Origin of the sequence: Roseateles albus (assembly GCF_028595345.1) — a bacterium.
GTDB lineage: Bacteria > Pseudomonadota > Gammaproteobacteria > Burkholderiales > Burkholderiaceae_C > Paucibacter_A > Paucibacter_A albus.
On sequence record NZ_JAQQXT010000003.1, the window covers coordinates 450,778 to 466,385 of the forward strand.

The 15,608-nt window shown below is 59.9% G+C and carries 14 protein-coding genes; 12 read left to right on the forward strand and 2 right to left on the reverse strand.

Translation table 11 applies throughout. The features are described 5' to 3' along the window. Positions 1–45: 45 nt before the first annotated feature. The 5 genes from surE to rlmD all read left to right on the forward strand — a co-directional run bounded on the left by surE (position 46) and on the right by rlmD (position 5,119). Entirely contained in the window at positions 46–795 is a 750-nt protein-coding gene (gene surE, locus PRZ03_RS07330) for a 5'/3'-nucleotidase SurE (protein ID WP_263533003.1), read from the forward strand. After that, on the forward strand, positions 792–1,646 hold the full coding sequence (locus PRZ03_RS07335; RefSeq protein WP_409993936.1) for a protein-L-isoaspartate(D-aspartate) O-methyltransferase: 855 nt from the start codon (positions 792–794) through the stop codon (positions 1,644–1,646). Before surE ends, PRZ03_RS07335 begins: the two co-directional genes overlap by 4 nt. Before the next feature lie 91 nt (positions 1,647–1,737). Continuing rightward, positions 1,738–2,640 carry a peptidoglycan DD-metalloendopeptidase family protein gene (locus tag PRZ03_RS07340; RefSeq protein ID WP_273599678.1) on the forward strand — a complete coding sequence of 301 codons (903 nt, stop codon included), beginning with the start codon at positions 1,738–1,740 and terminating at the stop codon, positions 2,638–2,640. 29 nt (positions 2,641–2,669) lie between these two features. Next, positions 2,670–3,695 carry a sigma-70 family RNA polymerase sigma factor gene (locus PRZ03_RS07345; RefSeq protein WP_273599679.1) on the forward strand — a complete coding sequence of 342 codons (1,026 nt, stop codon included), beginning with the start codon at positions 2,670–2,672 and terminating at the stop codon, positions 3,693–3,695. A 56-nt stretch (positions 3,696–3,751) separates the two neighbouring features. After that, entirely contained in the window at positions 3,752–5,119 is a 1,368-nt protein-coding gene (gene rlmD / locus PRZ03_RS07350; RefSeq protein WP_273599680.1) for a 23S rRNA (uracil(1939)-C(5))-methyltransferase RlmD, read from the forward strand. Between the two features lie 203 nt (positions 5,120–5,322). On the opposite strand, the gene PRZ03_RS07355 is transcribed toward rlmD, so the two are convergent. Beyond that, complete coding sequence (locus PRZ03_RS07355; RefSeq protein WP_273599681.1) at positions 5,323–6,018, reverse strand: Bax inhibitor-1/YccA family protein; 696 nt, start codon at positions 6,016–6,018, stop codon at positions 5,323–5,325. A 173-nt stretch (positions 6,019–6,191) separates the two neighbouring features. Here PRZ03_RS07355 and PRZ03_RS07360 point away from each other — a divergent pair, with 173 nt between their 5' ends. The 5 genes from PRZ03_RS07360 to PRZ03_RS07380 all read left to right on the forward strand — a co-directional run bounded on the left by PRZ03_RS07360 (position 6,192) and on the right by PRZ03_RS07380 (position 12,310). Continuing rightward, complete coding sequence (locus PRZ03_RS07360; protein ID WP_263532998.1) at positions 6,192–6,596, forward strand: GlcG/HbpS family heme-binding protein; 405 nt, start codon at positions 6,192–6,194, stop codon at positions 6,594–6,596. Between the two features lie 240 nt (positions 6,597–6,836). Further along, the gene (gene carA / locus PRZ03_RS07365; protein WP_273599682.1) at positions 6,837–7,997 is read left to right on the forward strand and encodes a glutamine-hydrolyzing carbamoyl-phosphate synthase small subunit; all 1,161 of its coding nucleotides are present in this window, start codon (positions 6,837–6,839) and stop codon (positions 7,995–7,997) included. 39 nt (positions 7,998–8,036) lie between these two features. Beyond that, positions 8,037–11,303 carry a carbamoyl-phosphate synthase large subunit gene (gene carB / locus PRZ03_RS07370; protein WP_273599683.1) on the forward strand — a complete coding sequence of 1,089 codons (3,267 nt, stop codon included), beginning with the start codon at positions 8,037–8,039 and terminating at the stop codon, positions 11,301–11,303. A 91-nt stretch (positions 11,304–11,394) separates the two neighbouring features. After that, complete coding sequence (greA, locus tag PRZ03_RS07375; RefSeq protein WP_263532995.1) at positions 11,395–11,871, forward strand: transcription elongation factor GreA; 477 nt, start codon at positions 11,395–11,397, stop codon at positions 11,869–11,871. Between the two features lie 7 nt (positions 11,872–11,878). Next, positions 11,879–12,310, forward strand: coding sequence for a DUF4149 domain-containing protein (locus PRZ03_RS07380; RefSeq protein ID WP_273599684.1), 432 nt, complete (start codon positions 11,879–11,881; stop codon positions 12,308–12,310). Positions 12,311–12,323: 13 nt separating this feature from the next. Here the strand turns inward: PRZ03_RS07380 and PRZ03_RS07385 are convergent, their stop codons facing one another. Further along, positions 12,324–12,800, reverse strand: coding sequence for a YhbY family RNA-binding protein (locus PRZ03_RS07385; RefSeq protein ID WP_263532993.1), 477 nt, complete (start codon positions 12,798–12,800; stop codon positions 12,324–12,326). Positions 12,801–12,820: 20 nt separating this feature from the next. On the opposite strand from PRZ03_RS07385, the gene PRZ03_RS07390 reads away from it, so the two are divergent. Then, positions 12,821–13,501 carry an RlmE family RNA methyltransferase gene (locus tag PRZ03_RS07390; protein ID WP_273599685.1) on the forward strand — a complete coding sequence of 227 codons (681 nt, stop codon included), beginning with the start codon at positions 12,821–12,823 and terminating at the stop codon, positions 13,499–13,501. A gap of 124 nt (positions 13,502–13,625) precedes the next feature. Beyond that, positions 13,626–15,530: an ATP-dependent zinc metalloprotease FtsH gene (gene ftsH / locus PRZ03_RS07395; protein WP_263532991.1), complete on the forward strand. Its 1,905-nt coding sequence runs from the start codon at positions 13,626–13,628 to the stop codon at positions 15,528–15,530. The last annotated feature ends 78 nt before the right edge of the window (positions 15,531–15,608 follow it).

The window sequence follows — 15,608 nt, forward strand, 5'->3', positions numbered from 1 at the left end:
TTCTCGAGAGGCTTGCCGCCGGGCGGCTTGCCTACAATGCGCAGCATGAGAATACTGATAGCCAATGACGACGGATACCTTGCACCGGGCTTGATGGCCTTGGTCAAAGCCTGCGAGGGCTTGGGGCAAATTGATGTGATTGCACCTGAGCAGAACGCCAGCGGCACCTCCAACTCGCTGACCTTGGGCCGGCCGCTGTCGGTTTACACAGCCAGCAACGGTTTTCGCTATGTCAACGGCACACCGTCCGACTGCGTCCACGTGGCGCTGACCGGGCTGCTGGATTACAAACCCGATCTGGTGCTGTCGGGCATCAATAACGGCGCCAATATGGGTGACGACACCCTGTATTCGGGCACCGTGGCCGCGGCGACCGAAGGCTTTTTGTTCGGCATTCCCTCGATCGCTTTCTCGCAGGTGGACAAGGGCTGGGGTCAGCTTGACGCCGCTGCCGCCATGGCGCGCAGCTTGGTCGAGCAGGTCATCGCGTCCGGCTTGAACGAGGCCTTTTTGCTCAACGTCAATATCCCCAATCATGCCGATGCGCCCCATTTGCCTCGGTGCATTACGCGCCTGGGGCGCCGGCATGCCAGCGAAGCGGTGATTCGTCAGCAAAGCCCGCGTGGCGACACGATTTACTGGATTGGCCCGGCCGGAGACGCACGCGAGGCGGGCGAGGGCACCGACTTCTATGCGACCGCCAACAATAGGGTGTCCGTCACGCCCTTGCAGGTTGACTTGACGCACCATGCGGCATTGCCGGTCTGGAGCAATCGCCTGGGCTTGCCTCTATGAGCGACGTACCGGCGCGTTCTTCGCGCTTTCCTGTGCCGCTGGCCGGTATTGGCGCGAAGAAGTCGAGTCAGCCAAGTGGCACGTCCTCCGCCGCAGCGAGCCGCGAGGTCTTGATGCCCCAGCGCCATCTGCGCGAGGCGGCGCAGGATGCGGCGCGCCGCTCTGCACCCAGCGGTCTGGGGCTGGATTCGGCCATGGTGCGCCAACGCATGGTCAGCCGCTTGCAGCAAGACGGGCTGCGTGACGAGCGGGTGCTGCAAGCGCTGGCGGGGGTCTATCGGCACGAGTTTGTCGACAGCGCCTTGGGCGTGCAGGCCTACGAAGACACCAGCCTGCCGATTGGTCATGGCCAGACGATCTCCAAGCCGTCGGTGGTGGGTCGCATGATCGCGATGCTGTTTGGCGGCGCTGCTGCGGCGCAGCAGGCAAGCCTCGGGCGTGTCCTGGAGATCGGCACGGGCTGTGGCTATCAGGCCGCCGTGCTGGCGCTGTTGGCCAAGCAGGTCGTCTCGATTGAGCGCCTCAAGCCTTTGCATGACAAGGCCCGCCTGAACTTGGCCGCCGCGGCACGCGGCAATATCCGGCTCGTGTATGGCGATGGGCGACTGGGCTTTGCGGGCGCGGCGCCCTTCGACAGCATCATCGCTGCGGCAGGGGGTGAAGACTTGCCGCAGGCCTGGTTGGATCAGCTGGCGCCAGGCGGACGTTTGGTCGCACCGATGGTGGCACCGGGAGGCCGTGGACAGGTTCTGGTGGTAGTTGACCACCTGCTCGAAGCGGGCGTTAGCCGTTTTGTTCGTAGCGAGTTTGAGGCGGTGCTGTTCGTGCCTCTAAAATCAGGTGTGATGTAAGCGCCCGATAGATTTTGCGGGCGCGATTTTTTGCACATCAGGCCTGCCTTGCGGGCTTGATCCCAGCCCGTCAAAGTCTTTATAGCGCCGCATGCAAAAGAACACCTTCCGTTTTAAGAATATCTTGCTGTCCGCCGGGCTCGCGGGCCTGGCCGTTTTGGCGGGATGCAGCTCAACACCCAATAAGGCGCCGGTCGAGGCACGCGATATCAAGGGTGGCGCGGCCAAGCCGTCCAATCCTGTGCCCGTGCCGAGCACGCCAACACCCGAAGTCAAGCCCTTGCCCGGTGCCGAGAACGCCGGCAAGCCGGGTTATTACACCGTCAAACCGGGCGACAACTTGATCCGTATCGCCATTGATAATGGTCAAAGTACGCGGGATTTGATCAAGTGGAATGCCCTTGAGAACCCGAATCGGATTGAGGTGGGCCAGGTCTTGCGCGTGTTGGCGCCTGGCGTCGATGCCGCAGCGGTGACGACCAAGTCGGTGCCAGCGGCCAAGGTCGAAAGCCGGCCTCTCGATGCCAAGGCCACAAGCGCAGTCGGGGCTGCATCAGCGGCATCGGCGACTACTGCGTCAGCGTCAGCATCTGCCTCGGCGGCGGCCGCTGTGCGCGACAACGATGATGATCCGGTCTGGGGCTGGCCAGCCGCTGGAGCGGTCAATGTCGGCTTTGACGAGCAGCGCAACAAGGGTTTGGCCTTCTACGGCAAGGCCGGCGATGCAGTGCTCGCAGCGGCCGACGGTCGCGTGGTTTATGCAGGTTCGGGCTTGCGTGGTTACGGCAATCTGGTCATCATCAAGCACAACTCGACCTATTTGACGGCCTACGCGCACAACCAGACCTTGTTGGTGAAAGAGGATCAGGCGGTGCGCAAGGGCCAGAAAATTGCCGAGATGGGTTCCAGTGACGCTGATCAAGTCAAGCTGCACTTCGAGGTGCGCAAGCAAGGCAAGCCCATCGACCCCGCGAAGTTGCTCCCAGGTCGCTAAAGCCTCATCGGCGCAGCGAAATTGATGCCATGAAACATCCTGCGCCAAATCATTCCTCTCACGCTCATAGCAATGGGCATATCGCCTCAGGCGATGAGCTTGACCCCAAGCTGGCTGATGAGGATGTGGCGGAGGCGATCGGTGTGGCGGGTGCTGGCGGTGTTCAGGCCGGCCTGCTGGAGAGTGCAGAGCTTGAGCTTGGCAACGCGCTGCAGGCTTATCTGAGAGATATTCGCCGTACACCCTTGTTGACGCCGCAAGAGGAGTACGACACGGCGGTGCAGGCCAGGGCGGGCAGCTTTGAGGCCCGGCAGTCAATGATCGAGCACAACCTGCGTTTGGTCGTTAGCGTGGTTAAAAATTACCTCGGCCGTGGTCTGCCGATGAGTGATCTGATCGAGGAGGGCAATCTCGGTTTGATGCACGCGATAGGCAAGTTTGAGCCCGAACGGGGGTTTCGCTTTTCAACCTACGCCAGCTGGTGGATTCGCCAAAGCGTCGAGAGCGCCCTGATGCATCAGGCCCGCTTGGTGCGCCTTCCGGTGCACATTGTGCGCGAGCTCAACCATGTGCTCAAGGCGCGGCGTGCGCTGGAGGCCGCGCATGCACGCAATGGCAAGGACGGCAGCAGTACGCGGGTCAAGGTCGAAGAAATCGCCGCCGCGGTGGGCCGACCGCTTGCGGAAGTGGCGGAGTTGCTGTCCTTCGCGGAGTTGCCTAGCTCGCTCGACTCGCCGGCCGAGCGCGGTGTCGATGGTGGTGACACGGTGATGGATCTGGTGGCCGACGAGCATGCGGTGGATCCGCTCGGATTGCGGCTTAGTCATGAGGTAGATGCCTTGCTGGAGAACGGCATGGCCGCATTGAATGAACGCGAACGCGAGGTTTTGGCCGGCCGTTATGGGCTGGCCGACCGGGAGCCCGAGACCCTGGATGTGTTGGCGCTGCGTCTGCACCTGACGCGTGAGCGAATTCGGCAAATCCAGATCGAAGCCTTGGCCAAGCTCAAGCGCGGCATGTTGAGGCATGGCATAGACCGAGATTCTGTTTTTTAGCGCTTGAAGTTTGCAGCAGGGCGAAACGGCCGGTTCGGGCTGGGATAATCCCGCCCATGACTCAACAATCAGAATGGCTCAAGGTCGAATCGATGGACCTGGACGCCCAAGGCGTTGCCCGCAACGAAGAAGGCAAAGTGGTGTTCATCGAAGGCGCTTTGCCCGGTGAAGAGGTGCAAGTCACCGTTGGCCGCAAAAAAAGTAGCTGGGAGCAGGGCACGCTGGTGGCAATGCGGCGTGAAAGCTCGCAGCGCGTGACGCCCGGTTGCCCGCATGCCGGCCTGCACGCGGGCTCTTGCGGCGGCTGCAAGATGCAGCATTTGCACGCCGGCGCGCAAGTCGCCGTCAAGCAGCGGGTGATGGAGGACAACCTCTGGCACCTCGGCAAGGTCAAGCCCGAGATGGTCTTGCGCCCGATCGAAGGCCCGACCTGGGGCTATCGCTACCGGGCGCGCTTTTCGGTCCGCTATGTGATCAAAAAGAGCATGGTGCTGATCGGTTTTCACGAGCGCAAGAGCCGCTATGTGGCCGATATGCAGGTCTGCAAAGTGGTGCCGCAGCGGGTCAGCGATCTCTTGATGCCGCTGCGCGAAATGATCGCCAGCATGGATCAGCGCGACAACTTGCCTCAGATCGAGTTGGCCATGGGGGACGAGGTGATCGCTCTGGTCTTGCGCCATTTGAATCCCTTGCCAGAGTCGGACAAAACGATTCTGCGCGAGTTCGCTGCCCAGCACACCGGCGTGCAATGGTGGCTGCAGCCCAAGGGGCCGGACACGGTGGCCTTGCTGGACGCTGGCGGCCCGGCGCTGTCTTACAGCCTGCCCGAGTTTGGCGTCGTGATGCCCTTCAAGCCGACCGATTTCACCCAGGTCAATCCGCATATCAACACCGTGCTGGTCGGGCGGGCGCTGCGCCTGCTGGATGTGCAGCGCGATGAGCGTGTGATTGACTGGTTCTGCGGCTTGGGTAATTTCACCTTGCCTTTGGCGACCAAGGCACGCGAGGTCTTGGGCATTGAGGGCAGCGAGACGCTGGTGCAGCGCTCACGCGAGAATGCTGTGCTGAATGGCCTATCGGCCAACACGGCCTTCGTTGCACGCAACCTGTTCGAGATGACGCCTGCATTGCTGGTCGCCGATGGTTCGGCCGACAAGTGGTTGGTGGACCCACCGCGCGATGGCGCCCATGCACTGTCGCAGGCCTTGGCCGACATCCATCTTGACCCGAGCTTGGCCCCGGGCTGGCAGGCGCCCAAGCGCATCGTTTATGTCAGCTGCAACCCGGCGACGCTGGCGCGTGATGCCGGTATTTTGGTCAATCAGGCGGGCTACCGTTGCACGGCGGCCAGCGCGGTCAATATGTTCCCGCATACCTCCCATGTTGAAAGCATCGCGGTCTTCGAGCGCGATGCTTCAGAGTAAGCTCATATCGCGTTAGCGATGTGATGCTGGAACTAAAGCATCGCAGTCTTTGAGCGCGGTGTTTCGGAGTAAGCTCATACCGCTTTAGAGATGTGATGCTGGAACTAAAGCATCGCGGCATTTGCGCGCGATTGAGGGCCAGCAGCGTTCCGGCATAAAAAAACGGGGTCCTCGGACCCCGTTTTCTATTCTTTGTCGATCAATCAGTCTCTTTCGCCGCCGAAGATACCCAACAGCGACAGCAGGCTCTGGAACACGTTATAGATGTCCAGGTAGATCGCCAAGGTGGCCGAGATGTAGTTGGTCTCGCCGCCATCCAGCACGCGCTTGATGTCATACAGCATGAAGGCCGAGAAGACAGCCATCGACAGCGCCAGCATCGTCAGCATCAGCGCCGAAGACTGGATGAAGATATTGGCCAAGCCGACCACCAGCAAGATGATGGCGCCGACGTACAAGAACTTGCCCATATTCGACAGATCACGCTTGATGACGGTGGCGAGCGTTGCCATCGCGAAGAAGATCGCACCGGTGCCGCCGAAGGCCATCATGATCAGGCTGCTGCCGTTGCGGAAGCCCAGAATCTGCGCCAGCATGCGCGACAGCATCAAACCCATGAAGAAGGTGAAGGCCAGCAACACATAGACACCGGTGCTGGAGTTCTTGGTCTTCTCGACGGCATACATCAGACCGAAAGCGCCGATCATGAATACCATCATGCTCATGCCCATGCCCATCGTGGCCATGATGCCGGTAGTGACGCCAACCCAGGCGCCCAGCACGGTCGGCACCATGGACAAGGCCAGCAGCCAGTAGGTGTTGCGCAAGACGCGTTGACGGTCGACGGACAATCCGCCGTTCAAGGCGCCGCCGTATTGGTTTTGCAGGGTTTCGTTCATAAATCCTCCAGACTGAAAATTGGTGCGGATGCTTGAATCCGTGAGCACATCTCAAGCAGGACTGTAGCTTGAGTTCGCAATCCGCGCCTCGGGGTTGGCATCTAGCTCCTTGCGAGCAGACACCGGCCAGCCTCGCCTATTACAGTGCGGGCTTTAGCGAGGAGTTCAACAGCATGAAGCAAAAACCATTTATCGGACTGGAAGAGGTCAAACGCATTGCCGCTGCAGCCGAGGCCGAGGCCTTGGCAAATCAATGGGCAGTCTCCATCGCCATCGTTGACGATGGTGGTCATCTTTTGTGGCTGCAGCGCTTGGATGGTGCGGCAGCCATTTCCGCTCAAATCGCACCCGCCAAAGCGAATACGGCGGCCTTGGGGCGGCGCGAATCGAAAGTCTATGAGGACATCATCAATCAAGGTCGGGTTTCTTTCTTGAGTGCGCCGGGGCTGAGTGGTTTGCTCGAGGGTGGTGTGCCCATCATGGTGGACGGCTTTTGCGTCGGTGCGGTGGGTGTCAGCGGCGTGAAGTCGAGTGAAGATGCTCAGATCGCCCGGGCAGGTATTGCGGCTCTGGCCTGAATTGCGAGGGGTAGGCGAGGCTGCGGGAAAAAGTTACATCAGCATGTCAATCGAGTCTGCTAGGCATTGGTGAATACCCTGCTCGGGTATACTCAGCAGGTTTACCCGCAATAGTTTTACGCAACCACACGTACGCCCCGCGAAACTCCACCAGTTTCCTAATCCCGGATTCCGGCTCTTTGACTGTCCAGGTCTCAAAAAAGAGTAGAGCAGGGCGCGCGCTACTACCGGAGTCCCCCCGTGCTGCCCGAATTGCTCTCATCCCCCAAAGCGATCCTCGCCCTGGCAGACGGTACGGTCTTCAAAGGCTCCTCGATCGGTGCAGCCGGTCAGACGGTCGGCGAAGTGGTGTTCAACACCGCGATGACCGGCTATCAAGAGATCCTCACCGACCCGAGCTATTGCCGCCAGATCGTGACACTCACGTATCCGCACATCGGCAATTACGGCGTCAACGATGAGGACGTCGAGGCGCAGAAGATCCATGCCGCTGGCCTGATCATCAAGGAACCACCGATCCTTGACTCCAACTTCCGCAAGACCCGCAGCCTGGTGCAGTACCTGCAAGACGAAGGCACCGTGGCGATCGCCGATATCGATACCCGCCGCCTGACCCGCGTCTTGCGCACCACTGGCGCGCAAAGCGGCTGCATCATGGGCTTGGCCGCCGGCCAGGCCATCACCGACGAGTTGATTGCCAAGGCGATTGCGCTGGCCAAAGGGGCGCCCAGCATCGCCGGATTGGATCTCGCCAAGGTCGTCAGCACCGAGGCCACGCACAGCTGGACCGAGACCGAATGGGTCTTGGGTAAGGGCTATGGTCAGCAAACGCAGCCGCGCTTCCACGTGGTTGCGTATGACTTCGGCGTGAAGAGCAATATTCTGCGCATGCTGGCCTCGCGGGGCTGCAAGATTACCGTGGTGCCGGCGCAAACGCCGGCGTCTGCCGTGTTTGATCTGGAGCCGGATGGCGTGTTTTTGTCCAACGGCCCCGGCGATCCGCAGCCTTGTGATTACGCGATCAAGGCCGCCGCGCAATTGATTGAGGCCGGCATTCCAACTTTCGGCATCTGCCTGGGCCATCAGATCATGGCCCTGGCTTCGGGCGCCAAGACCTTCAAGATGAAGTTTGGCCACCACGGCGCCAACCATCCGGTCAAGGACCTGGACAGCGGCCGCGTCAGCATTACCAGCCAGAACCACGGCTTCGCGGTGGATGCTGATAGCCTGCCGGCCAATCTGCGCGCCACCCATATCAGCCTGTTCGACGGCACGCTGCAAGGCCTGGCCCGCACCGACAAGCCGGCGTTCTGCTTCCAGGGCCACCCCGAGGCAAGCCCAGGCCCCCACGATATCGCCTACCTGTTTGACCGTTTCATTGGCCTGATGGCCAAGTCCTGAAAACAGCACAGAACAGAACTAGGCGGACGGAGTAAAGACATGCCAAAACGTACAGACATCAAGAGCATTTTGATCATCGGGGCCGGCCCCATCATCATCGGCCAGGCCTGCGAATTCGACTATTCGGGCGCCCAAGCCTGCAAGGCGCTGCGCGAGGAGGGCTACAAGGTCATCCTGGTGAACAGCAACCCGGCCACCATCATGACGGACCCGGACACGGCCGATGTCACCTATATCGAGCCCATCACCTGGCAAGTGGTCGAGAAGATCATCGCCAAGGAGCGCCCCGACGCGGTGCTGCCGACCATGGGTGGCCAGACCGCCTTGAACTGCGCGCTCGACCTGCACAAGCACGGCGTGCTGGAGAAGTACAAGGTCGAGATGATCGGCGCCAATGAAAAGGCGATCGAAAAGGCCGAAGACCGTCTGAAGTTCAAGGACGCGATGACCAAGATCGGCCTGGACTCGGCCCGCTCCGGCATTGCGCACAGCATGGAAGAGGCGCTGCAGGTGCAAAAGCGCATTGCGACCGAAGTCGGTAGCAACGGTTTCCCGATGGTGATTCGCCCCAGCTTCACGCTCGGCGGCAGCGGCGGCGGGATCGCTTACAACCCAGAAGAATTCGAGGAAATCTGCAAGCGCGGCCTGGATCTCTCGCCTACCAGCGAGTTGCTGATCGAAGAATCCTTGATCGGCTGGAAAGAGTACGAGATGGAGGTCGTGCGTGACAGCAAGGACAACTGCATCATCGTTTGCTCTATCGAAAACCTGGACCCGATGGGCGTGCATACCGGCGACTCGATCACCGTGGCCCCTGCCCAGACCCTGACCGACAAAGAGTACCAACTGCTGCGCAATGCTTCGATCGCGATTCTGCGCGAAATCGGCGTCGACACCGGTGGCTCGAATGTGCAGTTCTCGATCAACCCCGAGAACGGCCGCATGACGGTGATCGAGATGAATCCGCGCGTGTCGCGTTCATCCGCCTTGGCCTCCAAGGCGACCGGCTTCCCGATCGCCAAGATCGCCGCCAAGCTGGCGGTCGGCTACACGCTGGATGAGTTGCGCAACGACATCACCGGCGGCGTGACCCCGGCTTCCTTCGAGCCCAGCATCGACTACGTGGTCACCAAGATCCCGCGTTTCGCGTTCGAGAAGTTCCCGATGGCCGATTCGCGTTTGACGACGCAGATGAAGTCGGTTGGCGAGGTGATGGCGATGGGCCGTACCTTCCAGGAAAGCTTCCAGAAGGCCTTGCGTGGCTTGGAGACCGGCATTGACGGTCTGACCGAGCGCAGCAGCGACCGCGAAGAAATCATCCAAGAGATCGGTGAGCCCGGCCCCGAGCGCGTGCTCTATGTGGCGGATGCCTTCCGCATCGGCATGAGCATGCAAGAAGTGTTCGAAGAAACCGCCATCGATCCGTGGTTCTTGGCGCAGATCGAGCAGTTGGTGAAGATCGAGATGTCGTTGGCCGGCCGTTCTTTGGAGTCGCTGAGTGCCGACGAGTTGCGTCTGCTGAAGAAAAAGGGCTTCTCGGACAAGCGCCTGGGCAAGCTTCTGGCCACCAACCAGCATGAGGTGCGGCGCGCCCGTCATGCGCTGGGTGTGCGTCCGGTCTATAAGCGGGTCGATACCTGCGCGGCCGAGTTCAGCACCGAGACTGCCTATCTGTACTCGACTTATGAGGAAGAGTGCGAGGCCGAGCCGACCAATAAGAAGAAGATCATGGTCTTGGGCGGCGGGCCTAACCGTATCGGCCAGGGCATCGAGTTCGACTATTGCTGCGTGCACGCGGCGATGGCGCTGCGCGAAGACGGTTACGAGACCATCATGGTCAACTGCAACCCCGAGACCGTGTCCACCGACTACGACACTTCGGATCGTTTGTATTTCGAGCCGGTGACGCTTGAAGACGTGCTGGAAATCGTGGCGAAAGAAAAGCCGGTCGGCGTGATCGTCCAGTACGGCGGCCAGACGCCATTGAAGCTGGCCCTTGATCTGGAAGCCAATGGCGTGCCCATCATCGGCACCACGCCCGAGAGCATAGACATCGCCGAGGACCGAGAGCGCTTCCAAAAACTGCTGCATGAGCTTGGGCTGAAGCAGCCGCCGAACCGCACAGCGCGCACAGAAGATCAGGCCGTGGCCTTGGCCAACGAGATCGGCTATCCGCTGGTCGTGCGCCCGAGCTATGTGCTGGGCGGCCGGGCGATGGAAATCGTCCATGGCGACAAGGACCTGGAGCGCTATATGCGCGAAGCGGTGCGGGTGTCTGAGAAGTCACCCGTCTTGCTCGACCGATTCTTGGAAGATGCGCTTGAGGTTGACGTCGACTGCATCAGTGACGGCGTCGATGTGATGATTGGCGGCATCATGGAGCATGTGGAAGCTGCCGGCATTCACTCCGGCGACTCGGCCTGCTCCCTGCCGCCTTACACCTTGTCCAAAGTCTTGCAAGACGAGTTGCGCAGGCAGACCGCGGCCATGGCGCGTGGCTTGAATGTGGTGGGCCTGATGAATGTGCAGTTCGCCATTCAGGGTGACGTGACCGGCGGCCTCGACAGTGCGACGGTCTACGTGCTGGAAGTCAACCCGCGCGCCTCGCGTACCGTGCCTTTTGTGTCCAAGGCGACCGGTCAGCAATTGGCGAAGATTGCAGCGCGATGCATGGCCGGGCAAAAGTTGAAGGACCAGAAGGACCGCAATGGCCGTGTGCCCGCCGAGGTCATACCGCCTTACTTCAGCGTCAAGGAAGCGGTCTTCCCCTTCAACAAGTTCCCCGGTGTCGACCCGGTTTTGAGCCCTGAAATGCGCTCAACCGGCGAGGTCATGGGTGCCGCGCGCACCTTCGGAGAAGCGATGCTGAAGAGCCAGTTGGGTGCCGGCTCGCGCCTGCCGCGCCAGGGTAATGTCTTGATCACGGTGAAAAACGGCGACAAGGCACGCGCCTTGGTCGTGGCGCGTGATTTGCATGCGCTGGGCTTCGGTGTCGTGGCCACCAAGGGTACGGCGGCTGCGATTGCCGAGACCGGCGTGCCGGTCCGTGTTGTCAACAAGATCAAGGACGGCCGCCCGCACATCGTCGACATGGTCAAAGGCGGCGAGATTCAACTGGTCTTCACGACGGTTGATGAGACCCGCACCGCGATCGCCGACAGCCGCTATATCCGTCAGGCCGCTTTGGCCGCTCGTGTTACCTACTACACGACCATGGCAGGCTGCGAGGCGGCGGTTGAGGGTATGAAGCACCAGGATGGCTTGTTGGTGCAATCCCTGCAAGAGTTGCACGCCGAACTGAACTAAACTCCAGGGCAACGAAATCCGCCGCAGCGCCTCGGGAGTTCCCGAGCCGCAGCGGCGGTTTCATTTTGTATTTCAAGCTTAGCGAAAAATCATGGCCACTATTCCACTCACCACATACGGTGCTGAAAAGCTCAAAGAAGAACTTCATCGCCTCAAGGGTGTTGAGCGGCATGCCGTGATCGCGGCCATCTCCGAGGCGCGCGCCCAGGGCGATTTGTCCGAAAACGCCGAATACGAAGCGGCCAAGGACAAGCAAGGCTTTATCGAGGGGCGCATTCTCGATATCGAAGGCAAGTTGGCGGCGGCTTTGATCATCAACCCGGCTGAGGTTGATGCCGGTGGTCGGATTGTGTTTGGCACCACGGTGGATCTGGAAGAAGAGTCCACGGGCGCGGCGGTGACCTACCAAATCGTCGGTGACGACGAGGCTGATTTGAAACTGGGCAAGGTCTCGATCAGCTCGCCGATTGCTCGCGCCTTGATTGGTAAAGAGGAGGGTGATGTAGCCAATGTGCAGGCGCCTGGTGGCGTCAAGAGCTACGAAGTGGTCAAGGTCCGTTACGTCTAAGCAACAGGTGCTGCGCCGATCTCGTGCTGTATTGGCCGCCATTTGGGGCGGCTTTTTGCTTTGCATCGCATTTGCTGCCGCTCCCTCGGCTTTTGCGGTGTTGGAGCGGGCTCAAGCAGGCGCCTTGGTCGGTCGGCTTTTCGCGCTGGAAGCGCAGGTCGCGCTGGCCACTGCCTTGCTGCTGATCTTGATGGAGCGTCGCATGGCGCGGGACACAGGTTCCAAAAACCTGTCGGCAGAATTCTTTTTGCCGGCCGGGGCCCTTTTTTGCACCGTGGCGGGCTATTACGCGCTGCATCCGATGATGGAGGCGGCCAAAGCCGGGCAGGGTTCATGGAGCTTCATGACCCTGCACGCTTTTTCTTTCGCTTTTTTTGGTTTGAAGACCTTGGCTGTGCTGGCTTTGGCTTGGCGCACCAGCAACAATTCCAAGGTCTGACTCACGTCAGTTTTTACTGATCTTGGGCGTTCTTTTTGACGCTGGTCAGGCGCTTTTTAGCGCGCTTGATCTCGCCGCCTTGAGCAACCCGTTCGTTACCCAGAACGCGCAATTTCTTGACCTGTGGTCGGTGGTTGCCGCTCTTGGAGAATTTCACAATCTTGACCACGCGAGGACCGGCTTTGCCGTCACCGCCTTCGGCTTCTTCCTTGTCCGGCAGTGGCCGCCACAGCACCAGCAATTTGCCGATGTGCTGAATCGGGGCGGCATTGAGTTCCCCGCAAAGGGACGCAAAAATGCTTTCGCGGTTGGCGCGGTCGTCCGAGAAGATGCGCACCTTGATCAGCCCATGGGCATTCAAGGCAGCGTCGGTCTCTTTGACGACAGCAGGGGTGAGTCCATCCGCGCCTATCATGACAACTGGGTCAAGATGATGGGCTTCGGAGCGTTTTTCCTTGCGCTGGGCAGGAGTCAATTGAATCGCAGGCATACGCGTATTATCCGTGCAACATGAAGATCAAGACTAAAAGCAAGAAACTTAATAAGACATGGTTGCATGAGCACATCAATGACCCCTACGTCAAGATGGCTCATCGCGATGGTTTTCGAGCCCGTGCCGCCTACAAGCTCAAAGAGATCGACGAAACCTTGAAGCTGGTTCGCCCTGGCCAGATTGTGGTCGATTTGGGTGCAGCACCTGGCGCTTGGAGCCAATATTTGCGGCGCTGTTTTGCGCCCAAGGAGGCCGGCATCGGCGGCGCCGCTGTCGGCAGGCTCAACGGCACCATCATCGCGCTCGATTTGACCGAATGCGAGCCGATCGAGGGCGTGCAATTCATTCAAGGCGACTTTCAAGAGCAGGCCGTGCTGGATCAACTTGAAGCTGCATTGGCGGGGCGCGCGGTGGACTTGGTTGTGTCGGATATGGCACCCAATCTGTCTGGCATTGAAAGCTCGGACGCCGCGCGGGTGGCCGGCTTGGTGGAGTTGGCGATCGATTTTGCCCAGCAGCACCTGAAGCCCGAGGGTGCTTTGGTGGCCAAGGTCTTTCATGGCAGCGGCTACACCCAGTTGGTTGAGCAGTTCAAGGCGACCTTTAAAAAGGTCAAGCCGATCAAGCCAAAGGCTTCCAAGGATCGGTCGACCGAGACCTTTTTGATCGGCATTGGGCTGAAACAGCCGAAGCGGTAATTCCGCGCTTTCGAGCGGGTTTGTCAAAAGCAGATTTAGCTCTTGACTGCCATAGAATCAACCCCATATGGCCTGCAGAGACCGCACACAGTGTGGTCAGGTTTGAGTGAATTAAGGAGTCTCGGTGAACAATCAGTGGTTCTCGAAGGTAGCTGTCTGGATAGTGATTGCCCTGGTGCTGTTCACGGTCTTCAAACAATTTGATCGTGGTGCGGCAGCCGGTGGGCAAATTGGCTATTCCGAATTTCTGGACGAAATTCAGGCGCACCGCATCAAGCAAGTGACCTTGCAAGAAGGTGGGGCCGGGACCGACATCCTTGCTGAAACCACCGATGGCAAGAAGCTGCGCGTCGCAGCCACCTATCTTGACCGCGGTCTGATTGGTGATCTGCGCAATAACGGTGTGAAGTTTGACGTCAAGCCGCGCGAGGAGCCTTCCTTCCTGATCAGCATGCTGATCAGCTGGGGCCCGATGCTGTTGTTGATCGGCGTGTGGGTCTATTTCATGCGCCAGATGCAGGGCGGCGGCAAGGGCGGCGCCTTCAGCTTCGGCAAGTCAAAGGCCAAGCTGCTCGACGAAGCCCAGAACACGACGACCTTCGCCGATGTGGCGGGTTGCGATGAAGCCAAGGAAGAAGTCAAAGAGCTGGTCGACTTCCTGAAGGATCCGTCCAAGTTCCAAAAACTGGGCGGCCGTATTCCTCGCGGCGTGCTGCTGGTCGGCCCTCCGGGAACCGGCAAGACCTTGCTGGCCAAGGCAATTGCAGGTGAGGCCAAGGTGCCATTCTTCGCCATCTCGGGCTCTGACTTCGTCGAAATGTTCGTCGGCGTCGGCGCGGCCCGCGTGCGCGATATGTTCGAGCAAGCCAAGAAAAGTTCGCCTTGCATCATCTTCATCGATGAAATCGACGCTGTTGGCCGCCACCGCGGCGCCGGCGTGGGTGGTGGTAATGATGAGCGCGAACAGACCCTGAATCAGATGCTGGTCGAGATGGACGGCTTTGAGACCAATATGGGCGTGATCGTGATGGCGGCGACCAATCGCCCTGACATTCTCGACCCTGCCTTGCTGCGTCCAGGTCGCTTTGACCGCCAGGTTTATGTGACCTTGCCCGATGTGCGTGGTCGTGAGCAGATTCTCAATGTGCACATGCGCAAGGTGCCGGTTGGTCAAGACATTCGCGCCGACATCCTGGCACGTGGCACGCCCGGCTTCTCGGGTGCCGATTTGGCCAATCTGGTGAACGAGGCCGCCTTGTTTGCCGCTCGCCGCAATGGTCGCGTGGTCGAGATGGTCGACTTCGAGAAGGCCAAAGACAAGATCATGATGGGCCCAGAACGCAAGTCCATGATCATGCCGGAGGAAGAGCGCCGCAACACCGCCTATCACGAGGCCGGTCACGCTTTGGTTGCCAGATTGATGCCTAAGACCGACCCGGTGCACAAGGTGACAGTGATTCCGCGCGGCCGCGCCTTGGGCGTGACCATGCAGTTGCCCGAAGGTGATCGCTACAGCTTGGACAAGGAGCGCATGCTCTCGACCATCTCGGTGCTCTTTGGCGGACGAATTGCCGAAGAGGTGTTCATGAACCAGATGACCACCGGCGCTTCCAACGATTTCGAGCGTGCCACCGCAATTGCACGCGATATGGTGACCCGTTACGGCATGACCGATGAACTCGGCCCCATGGTTTATTCCGACAATGAGGGCGAGGTCTTCTTGGGTCGCTCGGTCACCAAGACCACCAATATGTCCGAAGAGACCATGCGCAAGGTGGATCTGGTGATTCGCCGAATCATCGACGAGCAATACGGTATTGCGCGGCGCTTGATTGAAGAGAATCAGGACAAGATGCATGCGATGGCCAAGGCCTTGTTGGAGTTCGAGACCATAGACGCCGATCAGATCGAAGACATCATGACCGGCAAGGCGGCCCGCCTGCCCAAGGATTGGACGCCTCCGAGCGGTGGCAAGTCCGACACTCCGCCGCCACCGGTGAGCACCGATACCCCGGCTGCTGCGCTGTGATTCGCTTGGGCTGAGATTTCAGTCCGGGCCAATGTAAATTTCGGGGCCCGTCTTCACAGACGGGCCCCGATTTTCTAG